We start from the raw sequence: 23,181 nt of genomic DNA, 5'->3' as shown, positions 1-23,181 counted from the left end.
TAAGACTATAACGCTATAAGACTTTCATACCTTAGTGTTCCCAGGATTTATTCACGGCGAACACTTGTACCCAAAGCTTTTTGCCAGGAACTACATTGCCATCTGTAAATTTAGCGTTCTCCTGTCTTTTCTATTGTCTCAATCACCGCCAAACCTATACCAGAAGCTGCCATTAACAGTACTACTGATAACAAATAGGCGTTGGTCAGCATTCGTAGGGCTTCATCGAAAAAAATATAGGTGGTCATTGCTTCACCTTTAGAACTTTGTGCTGCTTGTGCTTTTTATTTCTCCACACCCCGATAGGTGAATTTCGCTGAGAAACTGCTAGCAATTGCATCTTAACAAAACTTTAGCTCTTTCATAACCCCGCTGAAAATTTTTCTTTCTGAAGATTCTATGAAGTTTATAAAAAAGAGAATGGGGCATTGGGCAAAACAGTTCCGAGTTCCGTTAGCGGATAGCTAAGGTTTAGCCCGTTCCTAGTCCTGAGTAAAGCGAGATTCCCAACTCAGAACTCTTGAGGGGTATGGGCTATTCTCCTTTTCCCCTCCGCTACAGTTGTCCAATGCCATCAACTCAGAAAAGTCTCACCTGGCTTTGCTATCTGGAACATTAGGGAACTTGGCCATCGCTCTTCATTAGGTAGATGGGGAAACTCTTTTTTAGAAAAAGGAGGTTCTGCAACTGTCACATATCCAGTTGTTGAACAAACTGAGCAACTTGAGCGTTATTGAGATGAGAAAAGCCTAAACCAAACAACGTTCAATTGTCGCTACAACTGATTGAGAAAGAGTATCGAAGTCGTAACCACCTTCTAAGCCAAAGAGAATTTTACGAGTTACCTCTAGACAATAGTCAGTAAATAAAGCGTAGTCTTGTGGCTGCAAATTGATACTTGCCAAAGGATCTTCCGCATTGGCATCGTAACCAGCACTCACAATTAGTAAATCTGGCTGAAAGTTGGTTAAAAACGGTACTACCTTCTTTTCAAACAGCGGCTGATATACTGTAATATCGCTACCTGGGGGTACAGGCAAGTTGAGGATATTATTGTGAAAACCCCGTTCTGTAGCTCTCCCAGTACCGGGATAACACGGGTACTGATGTAACGAACAATAAACAATTTGGGGATAAGTCTCTACAATGGACTGAGTACCATTACCGTGATGTACATCCCAATCGAGGATGGCGACACGCTTAATTCCAGGTTGTTCTAGAGCAAATAAAGCGGCGATCGCGGCATTAGAAAATAGACAAAAGCCCATCCCAGCATCACTTTCAGCATGGTGTCCTGGGGGACGCGCTAGTACAAAAGCTGGATTCGCCGACCCTAACACAACCTTAACTCCATCTAACCATGCACTGACTGCCAACAATGCCACATCATAACTGCGTGGGGAAACTGGCGTATCTCCATCCAAAGGGCCGCCGCCACTAGAGGCGATTTGCCAAAGTTTTTTGATGTAGGCTGGGCTATGTGCTTTAACTAACGAAGACATCAGCGATGGCTGTTCTGATGCTGGTGTAGGCAAGTCCCAGGTAATTTTATCTGCGAATGTAGCTGCTTTTAGAGCATTGGCGATCGCACTTAAACGTTCTGGTTTTTCGGGATGGTATTTTCCAGTCTTGTGATCTAAAAATTCGTCGGAATAAATGACTGGCAGCATAGGACGAAAAAGGCCGACAGCAGGACAATGAATGTTATTGTATCCTCACTGGTACAAACAGTTTTCCCTTTTACTAGATCGTTGGTCGTTTATTTTCAAGGACTTCTGTTGCTTTCTGTGCAGAAAGTGGGCGGTAGAATAAAAAGCCCTGTACCTCCTCGCAGTTGATAGATTTCAAGAATTCCAATTCCTCTTCCTTTTCTACCCCTTCGGCTGTTAACTTTAATCCCAAGCTGTGTCCCAAGGTAACTATGGCCTTGATAATATGAGCTACTTTGGCATCCTGCGTCAAATATTGAATGAAAGATTTATCTATTTTCAGATTGTGGAGTGGCAAAAGCTGTAGGCGCGAGAGCGAAGAATGACCCGTACCAAAGTCATCAATGGAGATGTAAATACCCATCTGCTGTAGCTCCTTTAACACCTTTGTGGTAAAATCCAAGTCCTCAATTGCTGTGGTTTCCATAATTTCTAATTCTAAAAAGCGGGCTTCCAGACCTGTTTGTTGTAAAATCCTAGCTATAGTCTCTAACAATTTGGGTTGGCGGAACTGCTTCAGAGAAAGATTGACAGCGATCATAATCGGTGGCAACCCAGCATCTTGCCATGCTTTATTTTGGCTACAGGCCGTCTGTAGAGTCCATTCGCCGATGGGGACAATTAATCCACTTTCTTCGACCAGGGGAATGAACACACTGGGGGCGACCAATCCCATCTCTGGGTGCTGCCAACGCAACAGAGCCTCCATACTAGTAATTTCCCCTGTGGCAATGTTCACACGAGGCTGGTAGTACAGCATAAATTCATTGCGTTCTAGGGCATAGCGCAAGCTCTTTTCTAAAGTCAGGAGTTCAGGATTTTTAGCACTCAGGGAAACACTGTAGAATTGGTAGTTATTCCGCCCTTTGTCCTTGGCGTAGTACAAAGCAGCATCTGCGTGCTGAATTAGTGTTTCGGTGTCAGGGCTGTTGTTATCAAGTAAGGCAATACCAAGGCTAGCAGTCACATAAAGTTCATGCCCTTGGAGATGAAACGCATCTTCTAAGGCTTGGAGGATTCTTTCTGCCACCAAAGTTACCTCTTCAATATCGGTGACTCGTGGGAGTAAAATAGTAAATTCATCGCCTCCCCAACGGGCTACAGTATCTCCGCCTCTGAGTGAGTCTTTTAATCTTTGAGAGACACTTTGTAACAATTTGTCTCCCAGAGTGTGCCCCAGAGTATCATTAATGACCTTGAAGCGATCCAGATCGAGGAAGATCACAGCTAAACTTTCGCCATTTCGAGTGGCGTTGGGCAGAGTTTTACTGAGCAGTTCATTAAATAGTAGACGATTGGGCAACCCTGTCAGCAAGTCATGGAGGGCTTGATAGCGAATCTTTTCTTCTACTTGCTGACGCTGCCGCGCACCAATGATACTGGCGGCCATCGTCAAAAGAGTAGATTCTTCGTGCTTTGACCAATGACGCTCAAAGGTACAGTCTGCCAAGCCAAGATATCCCCAGAAATCATTATCCAAGCGAAGAGGCACTAAGAGAAGAGATTGAATGCCATCTCGAATCAGGAATTCTTGTTCGGTGACAGGAAATTTTTGAGTGATACCGTTAATTGACTGGCCCCTAGAGAGAACTGTATACCAACGGGCTAATCCAGAATCTTGATAAGGCTGATTCTGCCAATGGTGGTGGGTAGATTCAATACAAGATTGTGTCCATTCAAACCGTAGGCTGACTGCCATTTCCTCTGTAACAGGATGAAGATGGTTCTGAAAGAGATAGGCACGATCTGCCTTGGCAGCTTCGCCTAGTACAGCTAGAGCTCGATCGATACCAGTTTCGTAATTCATTTCTCCTAGCAAATAATTGGCAGCTTCTGCAACTGCTTGTAACAAGCGATCGCGCTGGCGCAGTTCGGCTGTAGCTTGCTTTTGCTCTGTAATATCCCTAATAATAAAAGTTCTAATTAAATCACTTTCAGGAAGATAGAGAACAGATTGTTCAAAAACTTCTGTACCTACTTCCACCTCCCGCACAAAAGAATTTTTTTCTAGATTGTTAACTCCAATCAAGAGTCCTGTTAAGATCGGGTGTTTTGTCCCAACTTCCCTAAGATTGGGAAACTTGATAGCTGCGACTGGATTGAGATAAGTAATTCTTCCCTCGAAATCCATCTCAATAATTGGATTGGGAATGAGTTCAGGAAAGGATGCTAGGCGAGCTAGGGCGGACTCACTAGCTGCTTCAAAGCTGGGATCGATGGCTAAGGTTTGAAAAGGATTGGCAGGACTGGCTTGCTCTGAGAAGAAACCAGATAAGTCTTCAACATCAAAAGATTCAGAAAATGCTTGTTCGGAAATGTTGGAAATAGCATAATATTTAGCTTGAGCTTTATTACTGCCAAAAGCAATGATATCTCCATGCCTAAGATTATGAGAAAAGCATTTATTGCCATTCACAAATAAGCCATTAGTACTTCCTTTACCCTTATAGTTGCCATCAATAATCTGGAAGCCATATTGGTCAGTTTCTGGAACAGTTACTCGCAATAAAATTGCATGTTGCATTGATACTGACCGGGAAGCCAAGACAATAGTGTTTGCAGGATGCCGCCCCAGAGAATAAGTAGTCTCTCGCAAGGGGACAGTTCGCCGCCCTTCCAGGTCTTGGATGACCAACAGATGGCGTATTTTTTCCCGCTCATTTCCTTGCATGGCTGTTCCTCAAATTCTTATATAATTAGTATTTATGTCTTAATCTGAAAAAGGCTGCTCCTATAAGTCCAGAATTTCCGGCTGCACTTATGGGAAAATTTACTCAATCAAAGTTCTCACGATCTGCGTAGGCGTAGCCCGCCGCAGGCATCGCAAAATTGATATGAGGGTGTAGACGAGCCTTTCTCTTCATTGATTGACCGCACTCAGCGCTAACGGAAATCAGCACTCTTCTTTTTATGGAATGAGATGGCTAATTGTTCAATCAGTTTTTGTGGTAGAAATTATAGCTTTTTTCTCTATTCATACATAAGTTCTAAACTTTTTTCCTTCGCCTATATCATCTAACCTTGTCTTTCTTAGGATACCCAGATTGACAATTCAAAATTAAAATTTCCAAATTGTACCCTTACAGGGAAGCAAGCTAGCGTAGCGTCAGGTTAGCGTAGCCTCTTGTTGAGAAGAGAGTTACATGAGGGAATTTCAACCCCAACTAAAACTGCACAAGGCCAGGGCCAATCCGCCTCTGAGCTAAGTGCAGACATTGGCGTTAGCCTCTCTCTTTGGAAACTAGTACAACACGGCGGAAATAAACCACCCATTCCAAATCAATGAAATGCTTACGCTGTATTCATTTTTAATTTTTAATTTTTAATTTTGCCTTGCGGTACTAGCTATCCATTAGTGACATCTTTACTTAAAATTTATAAAACGCTTAATCTCCAACCTCATAAATTTAGGGACTTTTGATGTCCTATTAGAGTATTAGTCCAACAACTTAGGGATATAAGATAGAGAAGTATGTTTAACTTTTCTTCCCCCTGATCATGGGGTTGAAAAAGTGAGCATTAATTAAGCATGGTTAATGAGTACGAATTCATACCTATTATTTACTATCAAATGCTGAAAGTAAGTGTTTTGAGCATTGGATGAGCATTTTAGAGAAAGTGAAGGCTGAAGTGTTGATATTATGTCGGTTTATCGTAATCTGCAAGAAACTCACTTAAATCGTGCCCGCGCCAGTCTCAGACAAGCGCTTTCTTGGTATGGATATCTTCGCAAGTCAGGACAGCTTTCATCTAACCCAGAATTGGTAGGTTTGGTGAAACCAGAATTGGAAGCTTTGAACGCCACACTCAACAAGCTAGATTCAAATGTCATTAGAATTGCCGTCTTTGGTTTGGTGAGTCGAGGAAAGTCAGCAGTTTTAAATGCCTTGCTGGGAGACAAAATTCTGCAAACTGGGCCCCTAAATGGTGTCACACAATGGCCGCGTTCCGTGCGGTGGCAGCCCGGTGGTAAGGTACTAGTAGAGTTAATTGATACTCCCGGATTAGATGAAATTGCGGGTGAGTCACGGGCGGATATGGCACGAGAAGTAGTACATCAGGCAGATTTGATTTTATTTGTCGTGTCTGGTGATATCACGCGTACTGAGTATCAAGCACTGCTGGAATTGCGACAATCACAAAAACCCTTGATTTTAGTGTTTAACAAGATAGATTTATACCCCGATACCGATCGCAGCGTGATTTACCAAAATTTGCAACAACTGGGTGCTGGGAATCCCCAAGCAAAGCCTCTACTCCCGGATGAAATTGTGATGGTGGCGGCAGAGCCAGCAGCAATGGAAGTGCGGGTTGAGTGGACTGATGGGCGTATCAGTTATGAATGGGAAACACCACCACCGCAAGTAGACGAACTTAAAGAGACAATTCTGAATATTCTCAATCGGGAAGGGCGATCGCTTCTGGCTTTAAATGCACTGATCCAAGCACGGAATGCAGAAGCCGCGATCGCTCAAAAAACCATCGATTTACGCGAAAAAGAAGCCGAAGATATCATCTGGCAATTTACCAAATACAAAGCTTTGGCAGTAATGCTCAATCCCATCGCCTTCTTAGATATCCTTGGCGGAACTGTTGCTGATTTAGCTTTAATTCGCGCTCTCGCTAGATTGTATGGTTTGCCGATGACTAGCTATGAAGCCGGGAAAATTTTAAAAACGATTTTATTTAGTTCTGGTGGTTTACTACTTGGAGAACTAGGTAGTAGTTTTATTTTAGGTTTAAGTAAAAGTACGGCAGCAATAACTAGTGGTGACAATCCCAGCAATATTACTGCTTTTGCTGGCAGTGCGATCGCTCAAGCTGGTATCGCCGGCTATGGTGCGTACTCTGTTGGCAAAGCCGCTCAAGTGTATCTCGAAAAAGGCTGCACTTGGGGACAATTAGGCGCTAGCAGTGTCATTCAAGAAATTTTATCTCAAGTTGACCAGAATACAATTCTGTATCGTCTGCGACAAGAGTTAGGCATAAAATATTGAGAATAAATAAGATTTATTAAGCTTTTGTTACCGTTTATAAGTGTTTATCAACTTCTATCAAACTCTTCTGACAATTGACTGACATTCCGAATTTGGGATGCAAGATTGAGGGAACAGGTTATAGGAAATAAAACGATTCCCTATTTCCTAATATCTATCTGTGTAAATTAAAGGTGAAACGATCGTGACAACTACCCTAAAATTTGAAACTGCTAAGGCAGCAAATCTTGAAGAAGCCATTACTGAAGCCATTACTGAAGCCCGGACAACTTGTGAGCTTGATGGGAGCGATTCTGCTGGTTGTGCTGTAGCTTGGGACATTGTAGAAGAATTACAAGCTGAGAAAGCTCATCAACAACAAGCAAAACCAAACAAAACCTCTTTAGAAAATTATTGCGATCGCCATCCAGCTTCCGTAGAATGTTTGATCTACGACGTTTAACTTTTCCGTAAATCAGTTGTTGCTGATTGCGTTATGAGCTTAATTGTTTCTAAATCAAGTGGTGGTATTTCACTGTCCATTCCCAACCACAGCAGATATTCGATATTCCCAGCCGGGCCAGTGATCGGCGACCAAGTTAAGCCTTTGTATTTCCATCCTAATTCGTGGGCTGTCTGCAACACCTGGAAAATGGCATCAGCTTGGTCGTTTGGATCGCGCACAACACCTTTTTTACCCACACGGGATCTGCCAACTTCAAACTGTGGCTTGACTAACAACACAGCTTCTCGATTAGCTTGAGTTAGTTGCCATAAAGCAGGCAAAATTTTAGTTAAAGAAATAAACGATACATCAACTACCGCCAAATCAGGAATCGCGTCATTTTCGCCATATAACTCATCTGGTCGTAGTTGCCGTAGATTGGTGCGTTCCCGCAAAATCACCCGCGGATCATTTCGCAACCGCCAGTCAACTTGTCCGTAACCGACATCAATGCCGTAAACTTTTTTTGCTCCAGCTTGCAAGAGACAATCAGTAAAACCACCAGTAGAAATCCCACCATCTAAACAAATGCGCTCCATTACGGGAATGGCAAATACTGACAAAGCTTTAGAGAGTTTTTCACCGCCTCTAGAAACAAAAGGCGATCGCTCTTTAATATTGATTTGAGCCGCAATATCAACTTCAGTACCAGGTTTATCAACTAACTGCTGATTAACAGTAACTTCTCCCGCCTGAATTAACCTCTGTGCTAAGGCGCGAGAAGAACATAAATTTAGCTCTACTAATAGTGTATCGAGTCGCTGTTTAGCCAATTAACTAGACTCTCCTGGTAAGATTAAAGTCAAAGCACGATTGATAATTTCTTCTTGGTTAACCAGCTTTTCTAATTCTTGGGCTTCATAACGACCTTCTTCTACTTCTAAGGAAGCCTCATCAATGGCATTTAAATAGGCTTCTGCTAAGATTTCTAATAATTCTTCTGGTGCAAGATAATAGCCTCCAGCTTGACGCCGCTTGTTTTCCCGCTGAATTTCCCGAACCGAATTCCGAATAGAGACTTCCCAAGAGCGAGTCGTGCGATTTTCAGCTTGTTGTTTAATCAGATGCAACAGCAAAATCACTGCATAGCTACGAATCGTCTTGATGATATCATTTCGGCTCATCTCTGTTAATTCTTCAACTATAATTAATGCTCCTTGAACATCGCCCTTAACAAGCAAGTCTTTTAGAGTTAATAATTCTTCCATAATCAGCGCCTCAAACATCGGCAACTTCTATTGTGGCTTATGGCGGTTCTAGTCTAGATAAGATAGGCTAATGCGTTTCATCTAAGAGCGATATCTACGATGGGCTACGCCTACGCAACTGCATACCATTATCCTTTTGGAATGCACAGAGTTTTTTATATAATTGTTCATATATAAGGCTTAAAAAAGCACAATGACAGATATTCGGCAGCAAATTGTCACACAACTGGATGCTTACAGCACTTTAGAAGCCCTGAAAGTGGCTGTTAGGGAATGGGTTAACACCTCAGACGGTAGCTTGGATACTTTAAAAAAAGTTCTAGAGACACATCTTGATGAGGATTACAACCTCAGTAATGAGGATTGGCAGCAACTCCAGAAACAAGATTTGACTTTCATCAGTGATGACGCAACCAGAGAAGAAGATATGCGTCGATTGCAGCGATACCGTGAAACAGGTGATGGTATTCCACATGAACAGGTAGCTTTGTGGTTAGCAAGTATTGGCACAGATCATGAGTATCCATGTCCAAGGTAATTTGGCTACCAGAAGCACTCAGTGACCTTGTACGGCTGTTCGATTTTTTGAAATTGCAGAATGAAAGTATTGCTTTTCAAGCTGCACAGGCAATTCGAGAGGCAGGCTTCAGCCTAGCTAATATGCCTTACAAAGGAACTGCTTTCGGCGATGGTTCAGAACGGCGGAAGTTGATAGTTCCATTTGGCAAATATGGTTATGTGATTCATTACTCTTTAGAGGACGACACAATTCTGGTTTTGCCTGTCTATCATGGTCGAGAAAATCGACCTCATTAAAAACGCCATATTTTAATGTTTGAGGTTCTGAAACTTGAGTAGTTAAAAATAATTAAGATACAGCAAAATCCGTGTATTACCGTAGTTCATAAGGATGGAAACCCAAGACAATATCTTCGCGCAAAATACCCGCTTCTAAATAATGCCTCTGCTACTGGCTGGGAAGTACCATCATATTGAATTCACACTTTATCATTAATAATATCTATATGTACCACCGAACCGTGTACGCGGCGCACACCATCCCAACCGACATGTAACACCTTGTAGTGTTCTCGCTCCGAGTCAATGACTGCTTCTGTCTCTATTTGACCGTTAGCAGGCTTGTGACTAGCATAGTCAAATATCAACTGACGAATAATTTCACGATACCGAGCTAGCTTATCCATCTGATAATCCTTTCTAGTTGCGGGCAAAAGCTTGAATAAAGCCCTTCTCAACGTCTAGAGTTAACAAAAAAGCGATCGCTCCATTAAACCAAAGTGCGATCGCTATTTATGCTTGTGTCGGGGCAGACACCTTGCCTACTTAAAATCTAAATATCTATCTCGCTCAACTCGCGTGTGATGTGATCGAATGGTTCATCCACAAAAGCAGTATTAACCACACCTGCGGCTGCTACTTGTTCCTTAATCAGATCCTTGAGAATTTGGATACCGCGAACCGTAGGCCCAATAGGCACTCCTAGAGAATTGTAAGTTTCCCGTAGCCCTTGTAGCACTCGTTCATCCAATACATTTGTGTTCCCAGCAACTAGCGCATAGGTGGCATAGCGCAGGTAGTAGTCCATATCCCGTAAACAAGCTGCATAACGACGAGTCGTATAAGAATTTCCACCAGGACGAATCAATTCTGGCAGTTCTTCAAATAACTTTAAACCAGCTTGCTTGACAAGTGCAGCCGCATTAGAATTTATCGCCGCTGCCGCTTGTACTCGTGCTGTACCACTATCAAAGTAAGATTTCAGGCTATCGATCGCATTCCGGTCAAAATACCGACCCGCTAGGTCATAATTCTTAATTAAACTTGTTACCGCATCGCGCATTCCTTCTTCTCCCAATCATTGCTATTTATGGTTTGATATTTATTTGGCTGCACTTATGCACCAGTAAAGTTTTGTGCTATTAAAAATAGATTCGGCACAAAAACAATTTATCCACTATCTATGGATTCTATGCCAAAGTTGACCCCTATATGATGAACTTTCCAGTTTTGTACAGATGATCGCTGAAAGGTTAATATAACCTGATAATCCAGATATCTGTAGCACAAACTACAAAATCCGCTAATGTCTAGTATTTAAGATATTTCTGGTGTGTCACGGCCTGATTGAGATCAGCAGGGTTAGGATGCAATGTAAGATTCTGGTTGACTTTAGGAAATTGGTAGAGAAGGAGTAACAATGACAACACCCCAAGAACTCTTGAAGAGAATTCAAGATGAAAAAATTCAACTGATTGATCTCAAATTCATCGACACAGTAGGGACTTGGCAGCACCTCACACTGTACCAAAACCAAATCGATGAGACTGCATTCACTGATGGCGTAGCTTTTGACGGTTCCAGCATTCGGGGTTGGAAAGCGATCAACGAATCGGATATGACGATGGTACTCGACCCCAACACTGCTTGGATCGACCCATTCATGGAAGTACCAACACTAAGTATAATTTGTAGTATTAAAGACCCCCGCACGGGTGAACCGTACAACCGTTGCCCACGTGTTATTGCCCAAAAAGCAATAGATTACCTGGTTGCCAGTGGCATTGGTGATACAGCCTTCTTTGGCCCTGAAGCTGAGTTTTTTATCTTTGACAGTGCTAGGTTTGCCCAAACTGCTAACGAGGGCTACTACTTCTTAGACTCCGAAGAAGGTGCTTGGAATTCTGGTAAAGCCGGTACAGAGCAAAAACCCAACTTGGGTTACAAACCACGCTTCAAAGAAGGTTACTTCCCAGTCGCACCGACGGATTCTTTCCAAGATATCCGTACAGAGATGCTGTTGACAATGGCAGAATTAGGTGTGCCCATTGAAAAGCATCACCACGAAGTTGCTACTGGTGGTCAGTGCGAACTAGGTTTCAAGTTTGGGAAGTTGATCGAAGCGGCTGACTGGTTGATGATTTATAAATATGTCATCAAGAACGTTGCTAAGAAATACGGCAAAACCGTCACCTTCATGCCAAAACCGATTTTTGGCGATAACGGTTCGGGAATGCACTGTCACCAATCCATCTGGAGAGATGGCCAACCTCTGTTTGCAGGTGATAAGTATGCTGGCTTGAGCGATATGGCGTTGTACTACATTGGTGGTCTTCTCAAACACGCACCAGCGCTGTTGGCAATTACCAACCCCAGCACCAATTCATACAAGCGCCTAGTACCTGGTTATGAAGCTCCTGTTAACTTAGCTTACTCTGAAGGGAACCGTTCTGCTTCTATCCGTATTCCTCTATCTGGTAAGAACCCCAAAGCCAAGCGTTTAGAATTCCGTTGTCCAGATGCTACATCTAACCCCTACTTGGCATTTGCTGCAATGCTTTGTGCTGGTATCGATGGCATCAAGAACAAAATCCATCCTGGTGAACCCTTAGATAAGAATATCTATGAACTCTCTCCAGAGGAGCTTGCAAAGGTTCCCTCAACTCCAAGTTCTTTAGAACTGGCATTGCAAGCACTAGAAAACGATCACGGTTTCTTGACAGAATCAGGCGTTTTCACGGAAGACTTTATCGAAAATTGGATTGACTACAAGCTTAACGAAACCAAGCAGTTACAGCTGCGTCCTCATCCCTACGAGTTTTACCTCTATTACGATGCTTAATGAAGAGTCGTATTTAACTAATTAAGTAATAACTTTTGCCACCCTAAAGTAGAGGGTGGCTTTTTTTTCCAGACTTGTCAGTTGAGACATTCAATCAAAAAATCCAACTTATGACCACTGAAACTTAGCTCATAGAAGCGTGGCTGGGGCCATAAATCATCCGACTGCTAGCATCTACTTTTCCTTGAATCGGGTTCCAGTAGTGAGATACTTCTTCAGGAAGACCAAGTTCTTGTGCCGCACGCATCAGCATTGATTGTTGGCGATTCTTGACTTGTTGGTGTTCACGCACCATTAATGCACGAGATTTATCTGCGATAGACATAACCATAGTCCTCTCTATTTTGTGAATATATAATTTTTGGCTTTTCTATAAACTACTATAGCAAAAATTCTGTAACATAGGCTACTTTTTATATAAATTTATGTTTGCCTTTGCTGACAATATTAGATATTTTTTCCTAAAGTTGGAAAACTCCCCCTAAGCCACCTTTGATGGCTAAAATCATCTGGCTTCAGGGTTGTCTCACCTGAAGAAACACACCTCTCTCAAGACAGAACATTTATTCGTTACTTTTATTTACATTTAAAAGGTCTGACACTTAAGTTCAACTCAAATGACTATTGTTTATGACTTTTACCGTTTTTTTGGGTGAAGCGGCACAGATACAGCAGTTGCAAAAAATTAAGTTAGATTAAATAAAGATTTACAAAAATTTACATAAGTTATGACAGTTACCTACCCACGTAAATTTCAAAATGTTTTAAGTGCGAGAGATATATTGAAACAGGTGGTATGCGATCGCGAAATCCATCTAATTACTCTCAACCGCTACCGTTACAGTGAACAACGCAGTTGCAAAGACCTAACTGAGGTAATTGAACAACTGAATGGACAGCCACGGGAACTGGTGCGGGATTTGTCTCATCACATCTCAGATGAAGCTCGTCATGCCATGTGGCTAACTGACTTGTTGATTGATTTGGGAAGCGATATAGGAACTCCCCCTGGAACTTCGTATATTGATGAATTTGATCGGCTTCTCGACAAAGACACCTACGATCCAAAACACAACCTAGAGGACGGTATGATTGCTGCCTTGGCCGCAATTAACATTACCGAAAAGCGGGGTTGTGAGTATTTCTCTGCCCACATTCACGCGCTTAAACAAGCACCTCAGACAGAAGAAAACATCAAAATTCGGGAAACGATTGAAAAAATTCTCCCAGAGGAAGCAGGACATGTCCGCTGGGGTAATCGTTGGCTAGGAGAACTTGCGCGTAAGAGTCCAGAACATCAGCAAAAAGTAGAGCAAGCCAAGCGAAAATATACTGCAATTGAACAAGCGGCGTTTGAATCAGGAATGGATATTACCTTGGGTGCAGAACTACGGCGAGTTGCCAACCTGGTGGAAGTCGCAAATACCATGCCGCTTTGGCAACGTCCTCAATATTTGATGGAACGCTTACCCCAGACTTTGCTAGCGCCGGAGTTGCAATTTACTCGAATTCAGGCTGCACAAAAGGCTTGGCAGCGAGATCCACAGATGTTTATTGAGAAGTTTGTGCCAATGTTCCTCAACGGCATCCAGGGAAGAGAAAGTAGCCGCAAGAATACAACGGTGTAAAAGGGCATTGGGCATTGGGCATTGGGCATGGAGAAGAGACAAGGGAGAGACTTGTTCAAATAATTCCCCCTTGTCTTCCTTGTCTTTCCTGCTCCTCTGCTCCCCACTCTTCACTCTCCACTCCCTTTTCTTTAAGTAAAATTCATCTAAAAAGGCCAAATGCAAAACTTTGCATCTGGCCTTGGGTGTAAAATAATTAAAAAGACTAAGATGATCTGGCAGATCCTTCTTAACACTTATTTTATTTTGTCGGGAGCCATCTACGAGGAGAACGAACCAAGGGGCAAAAGTAGGTCAAGAATAGTAGATTTGTTAGCAAGTGCAATAAACCTATACTACTTATGCGAATCCATACGCTAGATAAGCAAGAAATGAAACGAAAGGGATTTTATGCTTCGGCAAAGGACGCTAAACAGATGTCAGAGCGAAGATCGGTTACTTGCTTATGTAGATCATCAGCTACTGAATGTATGAGAAGAAAATCTATTGGGGAATAAAGTGAAGTTGCCTTAAGACTATTTCCTCAACAAGCACAATGTCTGAATTAGATGTGCTTTAGATTAACTGATAGCCTAAGTAACATCTATTTTTAGAGCCGTTGAGGATTGAGATGCAAACCTTTCTACCGAATATGAGCAACAGTTGTAGAGCTTTTGAGGAGTTGGTAATGCTGTTGATCAAAGCACTTAAATTGATTTGCTTTTGATCGGCAGGATTGAGGCCAACTATATATACAAAGTTTGCAGTTGAAATACTAAGCGATCGCTGAAGACTTTCGTGTGTCAACTGGCTGAAGACTTTCGTGTGTCAACTGTATATATCTCTGCCAGAAAAGCTGTGTTAGAGATGGTAACACAACATCGTGTTTTCTGGTAATTCTGTTCCTTTGAGGAAAGAGTCATTACCCTACAGTAGTTAAACCACAGCATAGATATTTCGGACTTTTTGTGTCACTTCTCTGCGCCCACTACCGCGATGACGTGGTGCATCATCTGAAGCTTGTTCAGATGCCGCCGAGAGCCACTGTTCCGAAGTAGGCGTGGAAGGCAGCCCTGTTGATAAGTGATTGACCATTGCTTGGCAGTTAAAAGCTAAGGGGCCGAACACCAGACTCGAGACTAAAAGTGAAATGGCAGCACGCATAGCAGATGTCTATTTTGGAACTCTCCACTTCACTGATACTTAGCTTTTTGATTAATATCCGGACAATTCATCAAAAAGTATTCTGTTTTACTGAAAATAAACTCTTCTTATCCTCCGTTTAAATGTTCCACTAATAACCAATTACCAGAGTGATTGTAACGACCCCACAATGTAACTAATTGTTCGTGGGGATAAGCGCGTAATTGCTCGTCGATATGCGATCGCAAAGTCACAAGCTGCCAACTTTGCCCTTGATATGCGGCTGGTGCTGTGACAGTGAATTTGTATTCCTGCTGTTCCAAGCGGTAAAAGATGCCTTTGAAACAGTTACTCTCCTGAATTAATGCCTTGTCAAAAGCAGAGTCAGGGCAATCGCCACTAACTGGATAGGCTTGTGGGTTATCTAAGTAATACAGTTGCCAGTGCCGCCAATCCGAACGATTGGGAGGAAGATTAAACAAAGGAATAATTAGCGCTTTTGAGCGATTATCTTCTAATAAAGCCGTTTGCAGCGTTCTAATAGGTAAATCCCTCGGCTGGCAGTTTAATTCAACACATATCGCCGCTGCCATCCCTGATGCTTGACCAATTCCCATCACCACAGGTTGTAATCTGGTAGCGCCATTGGCAATGTGGGAGACAGAAATATTCTTTTCACAGGCCAAGAAACCATCTGTTGTGGCTGGAATTAGACAACTGTAGGGAATTGTAAAGGGAGTCCCCGTCCAACGTCCTCCCCAGCGGATGGATTTAGGTTGCAATGGGAATTGAACGCCAGGATAATGATGGTCATTGGCGTAGTTACCAACCGCGATCGCATCATTAAATATAGATGCAACTCTACCTCTGGCGATCGGCAAAATATCCTGTTCTCGTATAGTAGTTAGCCCCACCAAGCGGCGGCTTTCCCGGTAATAGGGATGTAGTGCAAAAGCTGTAGAGGTGTGAGGAAATACTTTTTCTGCTAAACCATAGCGACGACCAAGCTGTTTTTGGATGAAATGAGCAAAATTTTGGCTGTGCCAGCGAGATTCTTGGATGAATTCACCTCTGGATACATCTGACTCTATCAACCGCCCTACCCCTTCGCCGTAGTCATTGCCACAGATTGGCCAATTCATCATAAACAGGCCACCGGGCAAACGTCCATAATTTAAAAATGTCTCTGCTCCATAGGCATCCCAAGCACCTGTAAACTGCGATGGATTATAGTTAGGTGCAGCCGCAATTTCTGGTGCTATCGCTTCACCAAAGTCTTGCATAATCACTACATAAGTGGGCGCTTGCACAGGATATTTCTGAGTTAAAGAGTTAAAAGTCTCTGGGGCGCTGGGTTCTCCCCACTCAGATTGCAATTCCCAACCCCAACGGTAAGGTATGTCAGCTAAAGCTAATAAATCTCCTAACTCTGTGCCATCGAGAATAATCTTGGCTGTGACAGCAAAATCAGCAAAGCGGACACCTGTTATCGAATCAGCCTGCCGAAAGACTTCTAAAGGTACTTGTCCAGAAATCCAGTGTAAATTAGGCAATTCCCGTACCCAATCTGCAAAAATCTCTGCTCCAATTCGGGGATCGTAACTAAAAAAGCTTACCCAGCTATTATCTAATCCTCCAGGCTGTCGTTGCCGCAATTCCTGCAAAAACGCACCCCATAACCCTGTTTGAAAGGCTTCTAATTCATTGCCATCGGGTACAGACACTCCAGCCGAAGTTAGCATCCCTCCCAACCAAGGAAATTCACTCACCAAAATGGTTTTAGCTCCCCCTCGCGCCGCTTGGATAGCAGCCGCAGTCCCTCCAGTTCCTCCACCGACAACTAAGACATCAGCGGTATATGTCTGATGAACCATGACCAAATCCTCCACCAGGGTTAGCTATCTAGCTGATTTCGGTTGATCCTTGGCTCTACTTTTATCAGCTGAGTTTATAATTCACCTCTAGAAATCAGCTTTTGTCAAGTTTAAATTGATGGGTAAGCAAAACACTTAAGTGCTTACTACGAACCCTCAAAACTAGCTTTACAAGGTAGTAACGTAGTTATGTACGAAATATTACATATTGATTTTGGTGAAGTATAGGGTCTTGCATTTTACACATCTGTATGCAAAGATAATTTCACATAAAATACTGTAAATCTATCGAGTTACCGGATTAAATGAAGCTTAATACTTTTAAATTTAGCTGATTGCAAATGGAAGCGTTCAGCAAATATTCATTTGGCAATGAATAACTAAAATTTAAATAATAATTTACTTTAGTGTAAATTGCACTAACAGACTGAAGAAGAAAGAATAATTTAAACTAAAAAACAATGTGGATTGTTAAACTTGCTCTTCGTCGCCCCTACACCTTTGTAATTACTTCTATACTTATTTTTGTATTAGGAGTAGTTACTATTACGCACATGGCAACAGACATTTTTCCAGAAATTAATATTCCCGTTGTTAGCGTAATTTGGTCTTATGGTGGTGTCTCACCAGAAGAAATGGAACAGCGTATTGTTACGACCAGTGAACGCTCTTTTACAACAACTGTTAATGATATTGAACACATCGAATCACAATCACTCAATGGTGTTAGCGTCATTAAAGTTTTCTTCCAACCAGGAGCAAAAATTGAGGCAGCAGTAGCTCAACTTACCTCTAATACTCAAACAATTCTTCGAGGTTTACCTCCAGGAATTACACCTCCTTTAATTATTCGCTACAATGCTTCAAATGTGCCTATTCTTCAGCTAAGTGTTAGCAGCACATCACTTTCAGAGCAAGAACTTTACGATAACGGCAATAATTTTCTACGGACTCAGCTAGCGACTGTTCAAGGTGCATCTGTACCCCTACCTTATGGAGGTAAACCTCGGCAAATTATGGTAGATATTGACCCGCAGGCACTATTCGCTAAAGGTCTTTCAGCTACAGATGTCACAACCGCAATCACCGCCCAAAATCTTATCTTACCTGGGGGAAATGCCAAATTAGGCGATCGCGAGTACAGTGTTCGACTCAATAGCAGTCCCCAAGTCTTAGACGCGTTAAACAATTTACCCATTAAACAGATTAACGGCACTGTAATTTATATACGTGATGTTGCCCAAGTTCATGATGGCTTTGCAGTGCAGAATAATATTGTTCGTCGAGATGGGCGACGTTCTAGCTTATTGACCATTCTCAAAAATGGTAGTGCTTCAACTTTAGATGTTGTTGCTAGAGTCAAAGAAAGACTACCCAAAATTCAAGCTACATTACCCAAAGAATTAGGTTTAGAAATCTTATTTGATCAATCTATATTTGTTAAAGCTTCTATCCACGGAGTATTAACCGAAGGATTGATTGCAGCTTGTTTAACTGCCGCGATGATTTTATTATTCTTAGGCAGTTGGCGCAGCACTTTAATTGTGGCAATTTCCATTCCTTTATCAATTCTTTGTTCTATCATTGCTCTGCGATTGATAGGACAAACTCTGAATATTATGACCTTGGGAGGTCTATCTCTAGCAGTTGGGATTTTAGTTGATGATGCCACAGTAGAAATTGAAAATATCCACCGCAATTTGGGACAAGGAAAACCTCTGCAACAAGCTATTTTAGATGGCGCACAACAAATAGCTGTTCCGGCTTTCGTTTCTACCTTGGCAATATGTATTGTTTTTATCCCAATTATCTTTTTAACAGGAGTAGCACAATCGCTATTTATGCCTTTGGGGATGGCGGTTGTTTTTGCGATGCTTGCCTCCTATCTACTGTCGCGGACAGTAGTACCAATGTTGGCAAAGTTTCTGCTTGGTAAGGAACTACATCTTTATACTGAACATGAAAATCTGGAGAATAACGGTAATGGTCATGTAATTCCTAAAAAAGATATTTTCTGGCGAATTCATGAGCAGTTTAACCGCCAATTTGAGAAATTTCGCCAAAACTATCGAAATACTTTAGCCAAAGCTCTAAATAATCGCGGTGTAGTTTTTGCGATGTTTGGTGCTTTTTGGGTAAGTGCCTTAGTTTTACTACCTTTTGTCGGTCAAGACTTTTTTCCACAAGTAGATGCAGGTCAGTTTCGGTTGCATGTCCGCGCTCCTGCAGGAACACGACTTGAAAAGACAGAACAGATTTTCACTCAAGTTGAAAATGAGATTCGTCAGGTTATTCCTGAGCAAGAATTAGAAATTATTCTTGACAATATTGGTTTACCTGTAGGTGGAGTCAACCTTGCTTTTAGTGACACAGCAACCATCGGCCCTGGTGATGGAGAAATTCTTGTCGGTCTTAAAGAAGGTAAACATCATTCTACTTGGCAATATGTTAGACAACTACGCCAAAAATTAACCGCCCAATTTCCTGAATTAACCTTCTTTTTCCAACCTGCGGATATAGTAACTCAAATTCTCAATTTCGGTTTACCAGCGCCTATTGATATTCAGGTCATAGGCCCAGCTAAAAATCGTCGGGATAATTATAAAATTGCCAAACAAATCAAAACTCAAATAGCTCAAATACCGGGAGCAGTTGATGTTCATTTACATCAAGTCGTTGATGCTCCAGACCTACGTATTAATGTAGATCGTTCTCAAGCACAACGTAGCGGTTTAACTCAACGAGATGTTGCCAATAACCTACTAACATCATTAAGTTCTAGTGGTCAAACATCACCTAATTTTTGGCTCGATCCTATCAAAGGAGTAAGTTATTTAATAGCAGTACAAGTTCCTCAATACAAACTTAACTCACTAGAAAAAATTCAGAATACTCCTGTAGCTAACGGTTCTAACTCATCACAACTTTTAAGCAATCTTGCTGTTGTTAAACGTGGGAAAGCTGCTGCTGTTGTTAATCATTACAATGTACAGCCTGTCTTTAATATTTACGCCAATGTTCAAGGTCGTGATTTAGGTGGTGTAGCCAGCGATATTTATAAAATAGTTGGGCAATTTCAGCAGAAGTTACCACGTGGAACGTCAATTATGGTGAAAGGTCAAGTAGAAACTATGAATTCATCTTTTCTAGGATTAGAAGTAGGATTGATATTTGCAATTGGATTAGTTTATTGCCTAATAGTAGTTAATTTTCAATCTTGGATTGATCCATTCATTATTATGATGGCACTGCCAAATGCTTTAGCAGGAATTGTCTGGATACTATTTGTGACGAATACAACGTTTAGTGTACCTTCTTTGATGGGTGCAATTATGAGTATTGGGGTTGCTACTGCTAATAGTATTTTGCTTGTCACCTTTGCTAATGAGCAACGTCTAATAGGAGAAAAAGCTGTTTCTGCGGCTTTAGCTGCTGGTTATACCCGTTTGCGTCCAGTATTGATGACTGCTGGAGCCATGATTATGGGGATGTTACCAATGTCTCTTGGTTTAGGAGAAGGTGGTGAACAAAATACTCCTTTAGGACGTGCTGTAATTGGTGGATTATTAGCAGCAACAGTGGCAACTTTAATTTTTGTACCTGTAATTTATAGTATTTTGCGCCGAAAACAACCCCAAAATTTAGAGTTGGAGGAAGAACTATCCTCTACTATCAAATTAACTGTAGCTAATCGGTAAATAATTAGATCCCCGACTTCTTAGAGAAGTCGGGGATCTGAAAGAATTTCGATAAATCAACAAATCAAATAGAAATTATCTAATATGGATACTCAAGAAAACACCCAAGTTGATAATTCTAATCTCACCTCAATCGCAGCAACGACTAAAAAAAGTCGCTTCACTTCTATCACTATTATTGCTACGACTACTTTAGTCGTTACTGGACTTTTAGCACTTGGCATCATACCTCGCTTACAAAAGCAATCAGAATTAAATGCTTTCGCTAAATCTACAACCAAAAAAGTCTCTTCGGTCAATGTAGTTAAACCAAAAGTTGCTGCTAATTTCACCGAATTAGTATTACCTAGCAGTATTCAAGCCAGCCAAGAAACCACAATTTATGCCCGTACTAGTGGCTATTTACAAAAAAAATTAGTGGATATTGGCGAACGTGTAAATAGGGGACAGCTACTAGCTATAATTGATGCCCCGGAAACTGACCAAGATATACAGCAAGCTCGTGCAGAATTGGCAAAATCTGAGGCTAATCTCGCTCAAGTTCAGGCAGATTTAGCACAAAAGCAAAGTAATCTTTCTCAAACAAAAGCTAACTTAAAAGCTAGACAGGCTGAGTTAGCTCAAGCACGTACTAACCTAGAACTAGCACGTCAAACTTGGCAACGTTGGCAATTACTTCAAAACCAAGGAGCCGTGACTACACAAGCTGCTGATGAACGTGAAAGTGCTTTTAATGCAAGTCGAGCTAATGTAGATACTTTAATTGCTCGCGTTAATTCAGACCAAGAAAGTGTAAATACTGCTCTTGCAGCTATTAATTCCCAAAAAGCTAACATTAATGCGTTTATCGCAAGTAGGAGTGTTAGTAAATCAGATTTACAACGGATAACTTCTTTACAAACATTCAAACAAATTGTTGCTCCTTTTGCGGGTGTAATTACTGCTCGTAACATAGATACAGGAGCTTTAATTTCTGCGGGGAGCAATAGTAATAGTGGAAATTCCTGGTTATTTAAGATTGCTCAGACGGATAATTTACGCATCCGAATTAATGTTCCCCAGGCTTTTGTGCAATCAATTCACCCTGGACAAACTGCGCTTGTTCGTGTTCGTGAGCTACCGAAAAAATCTTTTGCTGGTAAAGTGATTCGGACTGCTGATGTCTTAGATGCTACTTCTAATACCCTTTTAACTGAAATTGAAGTACAGAATTCAGACAATGTGTTGCGTCCTGGGATGTATGCTGAAGTGACTTTTAAGGCTGAACGTGCCAATCCACCTTTATTAGTACCAGCTAATACCTTAGTTATTAATGCAGATGGTATACAAGTAGCCACTGTGACGAAGGAAAAGAAAGTTAGGTATCAAAAAGTAGAGCTTGGACGAGATTATGGTACTGAAGTTGAAGTTGTTTCTGGTTTAAGCCCTAATGTTAGGTTAATTACTAATCCTACGGATGCTCTTCAAGATGGGAAATCGGTTCAGGTACTTGCATCCAAGCCTAAGATTAAGAATTGAATTTTGAATTTGGAGCGTACCCCATCTCTACGGGACGCTTTGTGAATGGGGAAGCAAGCGACGTGACTACGCAAGAGTTATGGAATAACGTAGACGCTTCAGCTTGCCGCAGGCTACCACAGAGGCACGGAGGACACGGAGAAATCAGAGTTTGAGAGATATTTTGTGTAAGTCCTATAGCTTAACGTTGACCACTAATGCTACATCTAGTATCGTTGAGCGGGGAAAAACCAACGTGAAAGCACAGGTATTTAGAGGCGTTAATCAACTGTCTTACGAAGATATCCCAATTCCAACTGTGGAACCAGATGAAGTGCTGGTACAGGTGCGAGTTGTGGGGTTGTGTCAGTCAGATATTAAAAAAATTCGTTATCCGCTATATGAACCGCCGCGCATTTTTGGACATGAAACTGCCGGCACGATCGCAGTATTAGGCAATAATGTCAAAGGTTGGCAAGTTGGACAACGAGTAGCAGTGATGCACCACATCCCTTGTATGCGTTGCGCCTACTGCCTAAATGATAATTTCTCTATGTGTGATGTTTACAAAAACATCTCCACTACCGCAGGCTTTAACGCCAGTGGCGGCGGTTTTGCTGATTATGTCAAAGTTCCTGGACATATTGTGGAAAACGGTGGGTTGATTCCCATCCCGGATAACATCAGTTTTGAAGAAGCGAGTTTTGTAGAACCAACTAACTGCTGTTTGAAGGCGGTGAGAAAAGCTCAAATTGCTCCAGGACAAACTGTATTAGTTACTGGTGCTGGGCCCATTGGGTTAATGTTTATCATGTTGGTGAAGTATTTCGGAGCAAAAGCGATCGCTACTGATTTACTACCCTCTAGAATTCATAAAGCCTTGAGTGTCGGTGCAGAGGCGGCTTTTGATGCTCGCGATCCCAATTTACCTGCCAAAATCTCTGCCTTAACTGGTGGACTAGGTGTTGATGTTACTTTGCTGGCTGTACCTAGTGAGAAAGCTTTTTTTCAAGCACTTGATAGTACCCGCAAAGGCGGTAAAATCTTGTTTTTCGCCGAATTTCCTGATGAGGTGGAAATTCCCATTAACCCGAATATCCTCTACCGTCGGGAAATTGACTTGATAGGCAGTTACAGTTCCTCTTATCGGCTTCAGAGTCTATCAGCCGATATTGTATTTAATCAGCGAATTGATGTAAAAGCGTTGATTAGCGATCGCTATCCATTAAAAGATTTATCAGCAGCTGTAGAAGTTGCGATCGCACCCACACCGGATACTTATAAAATCTTAATTTATCCGTAAAAGGAAGATTAGGGAGATGGG

At 41.8% G+C, this 23,181-nt stretch carries 19 protein-coding genes; 9 read left to right on the top strand and 10 right to left on the bottom strand.

Annotated elements, in window-relative coordinates:
• Positions 1–110 precede the first annotated feature (110 nt).
• The 3 genes from HWQ43_RS12365 to HWQ43_RS12355 all read right to left on the bottom strand — a co-directional run bounded on the left by HWQ43_RS12365 (position 111) and on the right by HWQ43_RS12355 (position 4,380).
• Positions 111–248, bottom strand: a complete 138-nt coding sequence (locus tag HWQ43_RS12365; RefSeq protein WP_194041036.1) for a hypothetical protein — start codon at positions 246–248, stop codon at positions 111–113.
• Positions 249–749: 501 nt separating this feature from the next.
• Positions 750–1,670: a histone deacetylase gene (locus HWQ43_RS12360; RefSeq protein ID WP_292733564.1), complete on the bottom strand. Its 921-nt coding sequence runs from the start codon at positions 1,668–1,670 to the stop codon at positions 750–752.
• Positions 1,671–1,743: 73 nt separating this feature from the next.
• Positions 1,744–4,380 carry an EAL domain-containing protein gene (locus HWQ43_RS12355; protein WP_292733561.1) on the bottom strand — a complete coding sequence of 879 codons (2,637 nt, stop codon included), beginning with the start codon at positions 4,378–4,380 and terminating at the stop codon, positions 1,744–1,746.
• Between the two features lie 970 nt (positions 4,381–5,350).
• Here HWQ43_RS12355 and HWQ43_RS12350 point away from each other — a divergent pair.
• Both HWQ43_RS12350 and HWQ43_RS12345 read left to right on the top strand, forming a co-directional pair.
• Positions 5,351–6,706: a GTP-binding protein gene (locus HWQ43_RS12350; protein ID WP_292733558.1), complete on the top strand. Its 1,356-nt coding sequence runs from the start codon at positions 5,351–5,353 to the stop codon at positions 6,704–6,706.
• A gap of 184 nt (positions 6,707–6,890) precedes the next feature.
• On the top strand, positions 6,891–7,148 hold the full coding sequence (locus HWQ43_RS12345; RefSeq protein WP_094349719.1) for a Calvin cycle protein CP12: 258 nt from the start codon (positions 6,891–6,893) through the stop codon (positions 7,146–7,148).
• On the opposite strand, the gene HWQ43_RS12340 is transcribed toward HWQ43_RS12345, so the two are convergent.
• Together HWQ43_RS12340 and HWQ43_RS12335 are read right to left on the bottom strand one after the other, a co-directional pair.
• Positions 7,145–7,963, bottom strand: a complete 819-nt coding sequence (locus HWQ43_RS12340; RefSeq protein ID WP_292733551.1) for a TlyA family RNA methyltransferase — start codon at positions 7,961–7,963, stop codon at positions 7,145–7,147. The genes HWQ43_RS12345 and HWQ43_RS12340 overlap by 4 nt on opposite strands.
• Entirely contained in the window at positions 7,964–8,398 is a 435-nt protein-coding gene (locus HWQ43_RS12335; RefSeq protein ID WP_292733651.1) for a DUF29 family protein, read from the bottom strand.
• A gap of 193 nt (positions 8,399–8,591) precedes the next feature.
• Here HWQ43_RS12335 and HWQ43_RS12330 point away from each other — a divergent pair, with 193 nt between their 5' ends.
• Both HWQ43_RS12330 and HWQ43_RS12325 read left to right on the top strand, forming a co-directional pair.
• A complete protein-coding gene (locus tag HWQ43_RS12330; protein ID WP_292733547.1) occupies positions 8,592–8,936 on the top strand; it encodes a hypothetical protein in 345 nt (114 codons plus the stop codon).
• Positions 8,924–9,214, top strand: coding sequence for a type II toxin-antitoxin system RelE/ParE family toxin (locus HWQ43_RS12325; protein WP_292733544.1), 291 nt, complete (start codon positions 8,924–8,926; stop codon positions 9,212–9,214). The genes HWQ43_RS12330 and HWQ43_RS12325 overlap by 13 nt, the downstream gene beginning before the upstream one ends.
• 182 nt (positions 9,215–9,396) lie before the next feature.
• On the opposite strand, the gene HWQ43_RS12320 is transcribed toward HWQ43_RS12325, so the two are convergent.
• Both HWQ43_RS12320 and apcB read right to left on the bottom strand, forming a co-directional pair.
• Positions 9,397–9,603, bottom strand: coding sequence for an element excision factor XisI family protein (locus tag HWQ43_RS12320; protein ID WP_292733541.1), 207 nt, complete (start codon positions 9,601–9,603; stop codon positions 9,397–9,399).
• 146 nt (positions 9,604–9,749) lie between these two features.
• Complete coding sequence (apcB, locus tag HWQ43_RS12315; RefSeq protein ID WP_094349722.1) at positions 9,750–10,259, bottom strand: allophycocyanin subunit beta; 510 nt, start codon at positions 10,257–10,259, stop codon at positions 9,750–9,752.
• 357 nt (positions 10,260–10,616) lie between these two features.
• Between apcB and glnA the strand changes: the two genes are divergently transcribed.
• On the top strand, positions 10,617–12,038 hold the full coding sequence (glnA, locus tag HWQ43_RS12310; RefSeq protein ID WP_292733535.1) for a type I glutamate--ammonia ligase: 1,422 nt from the start codon (positions 10,617–10,619) through the stop codon (positions 12,036–12,038).
• Between the two features lie 124 nt (positions 12,039–12,162).
• Here glnA and HWQ43_RS12305 read toward each other — a convergent pair whose 3' ends face one another.
• Positions 12,163–12,363 (bottom strand): hypothetical protein, encoded by a 201-nt coding sequence (locus tag HWQ43_RS12305; RefSeq protein ID WP_012411649.1) that lies wholly within the window; start codon positions 12,361–12,363, stop codon positions 12,163–12,165.
• Between the two features lie 403 nt (positions 12,364–12,766).
• Here HWQ43_RS12305 and HWQ43_RS12300 point away from each other — a divergent pair, with 403 nt between their 5' ends.
• Positions 12,767–13,666 (top strand): ferritin-like domain-containing protein, encoded by a 900-nt coding sequence (locus HWQ43_RS12300; protein ID WP_292733531.1) that lies wholly within the window; start codon positions 12,767–12,769, stop codon positions 13,664–13,666.
• A gap of 915 nt (positions 13,667–14,581) precedes the next feature.
• On the opposite strand, the gene HWQ43_RS12295 is transcribed toward HWQ43_RS12300, so the two are convergent.
• Positions 14,582–14,809, bottom strand: coding sequence for a hypothetical protein (locus HWQ43_RS12295; RefSeq protein ID WP_292733527.1), 228 nt, complete (start codon positions 14,807–14,809; stop codon positions 14,582–14,584).
• A 107-nt stretch (positions 14,810–14,916) separates the two neighbouring features.
• A complete protein-coding gene (locus tag HWQ43_RS12290) occupies positions 14,917–16,662 on the bottom strand; it encodes an FAD-dependent oxidoreductase (protein ID WP_292733525.1) in 1,746 nt (581 codons plus the stop codon).
• Positions 16,663–17,123: 461 nt separating this feature from the next.
• Here HWQ43_RS12290 and HWQ43_RS12285 point away from each other — a divergent pair, with 461 nt between their 5' ends.
• From HWQ43_RS12285 to HWQ43_RS12275, 3 genes are all read left to right on the top strand, one after another.
• Entirely contained in the window at positions 17,124–20,360 is a 3,237-nt protein-coding gene (locus tag HWQ43_RS12285; protein WP_292733523.1) for an efflux RND transporter permease subunit, read from the top strand.
• An 84-nt stretch (positions 20,361–20,444) separates the two neighbouring features.
• The gene (locus HWQ43_RS12280; protein ID WP_292733521.1) at positions 20,445–21,878 is read left to right on the top strand and encodes an efflux RND transporter periplasmic adaptor subunit; all 1,434 of its coding nucleotides are present in this window, start codon (positions 20,445–20,447) and stop codon (positions 21,876–21,878) included.
• Positions 21,879–22,113: 235 nt separating this feature from the next.
• Positions 22,114–23,160: a zinc-dependent dehydrogenase gene (locus HWQ43_RS12275; protein ID WP_292733648.1), complete on the top strand. Its 1,047-nt coding sequence runs from the start codon at positions 22,114–22,116 to the stop codon at positions 23,158–23,160.
• The last annotated feature ends 21 nt before the right edge of the window (positions 23,161–23,181 follow it).

Source organism: Nostoc sp. JL31, assembly GCF_017114965.1.
GTDB lineage: Bacteria > Cyanobacteriota > Cyanobacteriia > Cyanobacteriales > Nostocaceae > Nostoc > Nostoc punctiforme_A.
This window is presented reverse-complemented; position numbering and strand designations above follow the sequence as displayed.

Coding starts and splice junctions, on each gene's coding strand:
- HWQ43_RS12365 (WP_194041036.1), bottom strand. CDS start 248: ATGACCACCTATATTTTTTTCGATGAAGCCCTACGAATGCTGACCAAC.
- HWQ43_RS12360 (WP_292733564.1), bottom strand. CDS start 1,670: ATGCTGCCAGTCATTTATTCCGACGAATTTTTAGATCACAAGACTGGA.
- HWQ43_RS12355 (WP_292733561.1), bottom strand. CDS start 4,380: ATGCAAGGAAATGAGCGGGAAAAAATACGCCATCTGTTGGTCATCCAA.
- HWQ43_RS12350 (WP_292733558.1), top strand. CDS start 5,351: ATGTCGGTTTATCGTAATCTGCAAGAAACTCACTTAAATCGTGCCCGC.
- HWQ43_RS12335 (WP_292733651.1), bottom strand. CDS start 8,398: ATGGAAGAATTATTAACTCTAAAAGACTTGCTTGTTAAGGGCGATGTT.
- HWQ43_RS12330 (WP_292733547.1), top strand. CDS start 8,592: ATGACAGATATTCGGCAGCAAATTGTCACACAACTGGATGCTTACAGC.
- HWQ43_RS12325 (WP_292733544.1), top strand. CDS start 8,924: ATGTCCAAGGTAATTTGGCTACCAGAAGCACTCAGTGACCTTGTACGG.
- HWQ43_RS12320 (WP_292733541.1), bottom strand. CDS start 9,603: ATGGATAAGCTAGCTCGGTATCGTGAAATTATTCGTCAGTTGATATTT.
- apcB (WP_094349722.1), bottom strand. CDS start 10,259: ATGCGCGATGCGGTAACAAGTTTAATTAAGAATTATGACCTAGCGGGT.
- glnA (WP_292733535.1), top strand. CDS start 10,617: ATGACAACACCCCAAGAACTCTTGAAGAGAATTCAAGATGAAAAAATT.
- HWQ43_RS12305 (WP_012411649.1), bottom strand. CDS start 12,363: ATGTCTATCGCAGATAAATCTCGTGCATTAATGGTGCGTGAACACCAA.
- HWQ43_RS12300 (WP_292733531.1), top strand. CDS start 12,767: ATGACAGTTACCTACCCACGTAAATTTCAAAATGTTTTAAGTGCGAGA.
- HWQ43_RS12295 (WP_292733527.1), bottom strand. CDS start 14,809: ATGCGTGCTGCCATTTCACTTTTAGTCTCGAGTCTGGTGTTCGGCCCC.
- HWQ43_RS12290 (WP_292733525.1), bottom strand. CDS start 16,662: ATGGTTCATCAGACATATACCGCTGATGTCTTAGTTGTCGGTGGAGGA.
- HWQ43_RS12285 (WP_292733523.1), top strand. CDS start 17,124: ATGTGGATTGTTAAACTTGCTCTTCGTCGCCCCTACACCTTTGTAATT.
- HWQ43_RS12280 (WP_292733521.1), top strand. CDS start 20,445: ATGGATACTCAAGAAAACACCCAAGTTGATAATTCTAATCTCACCTCA.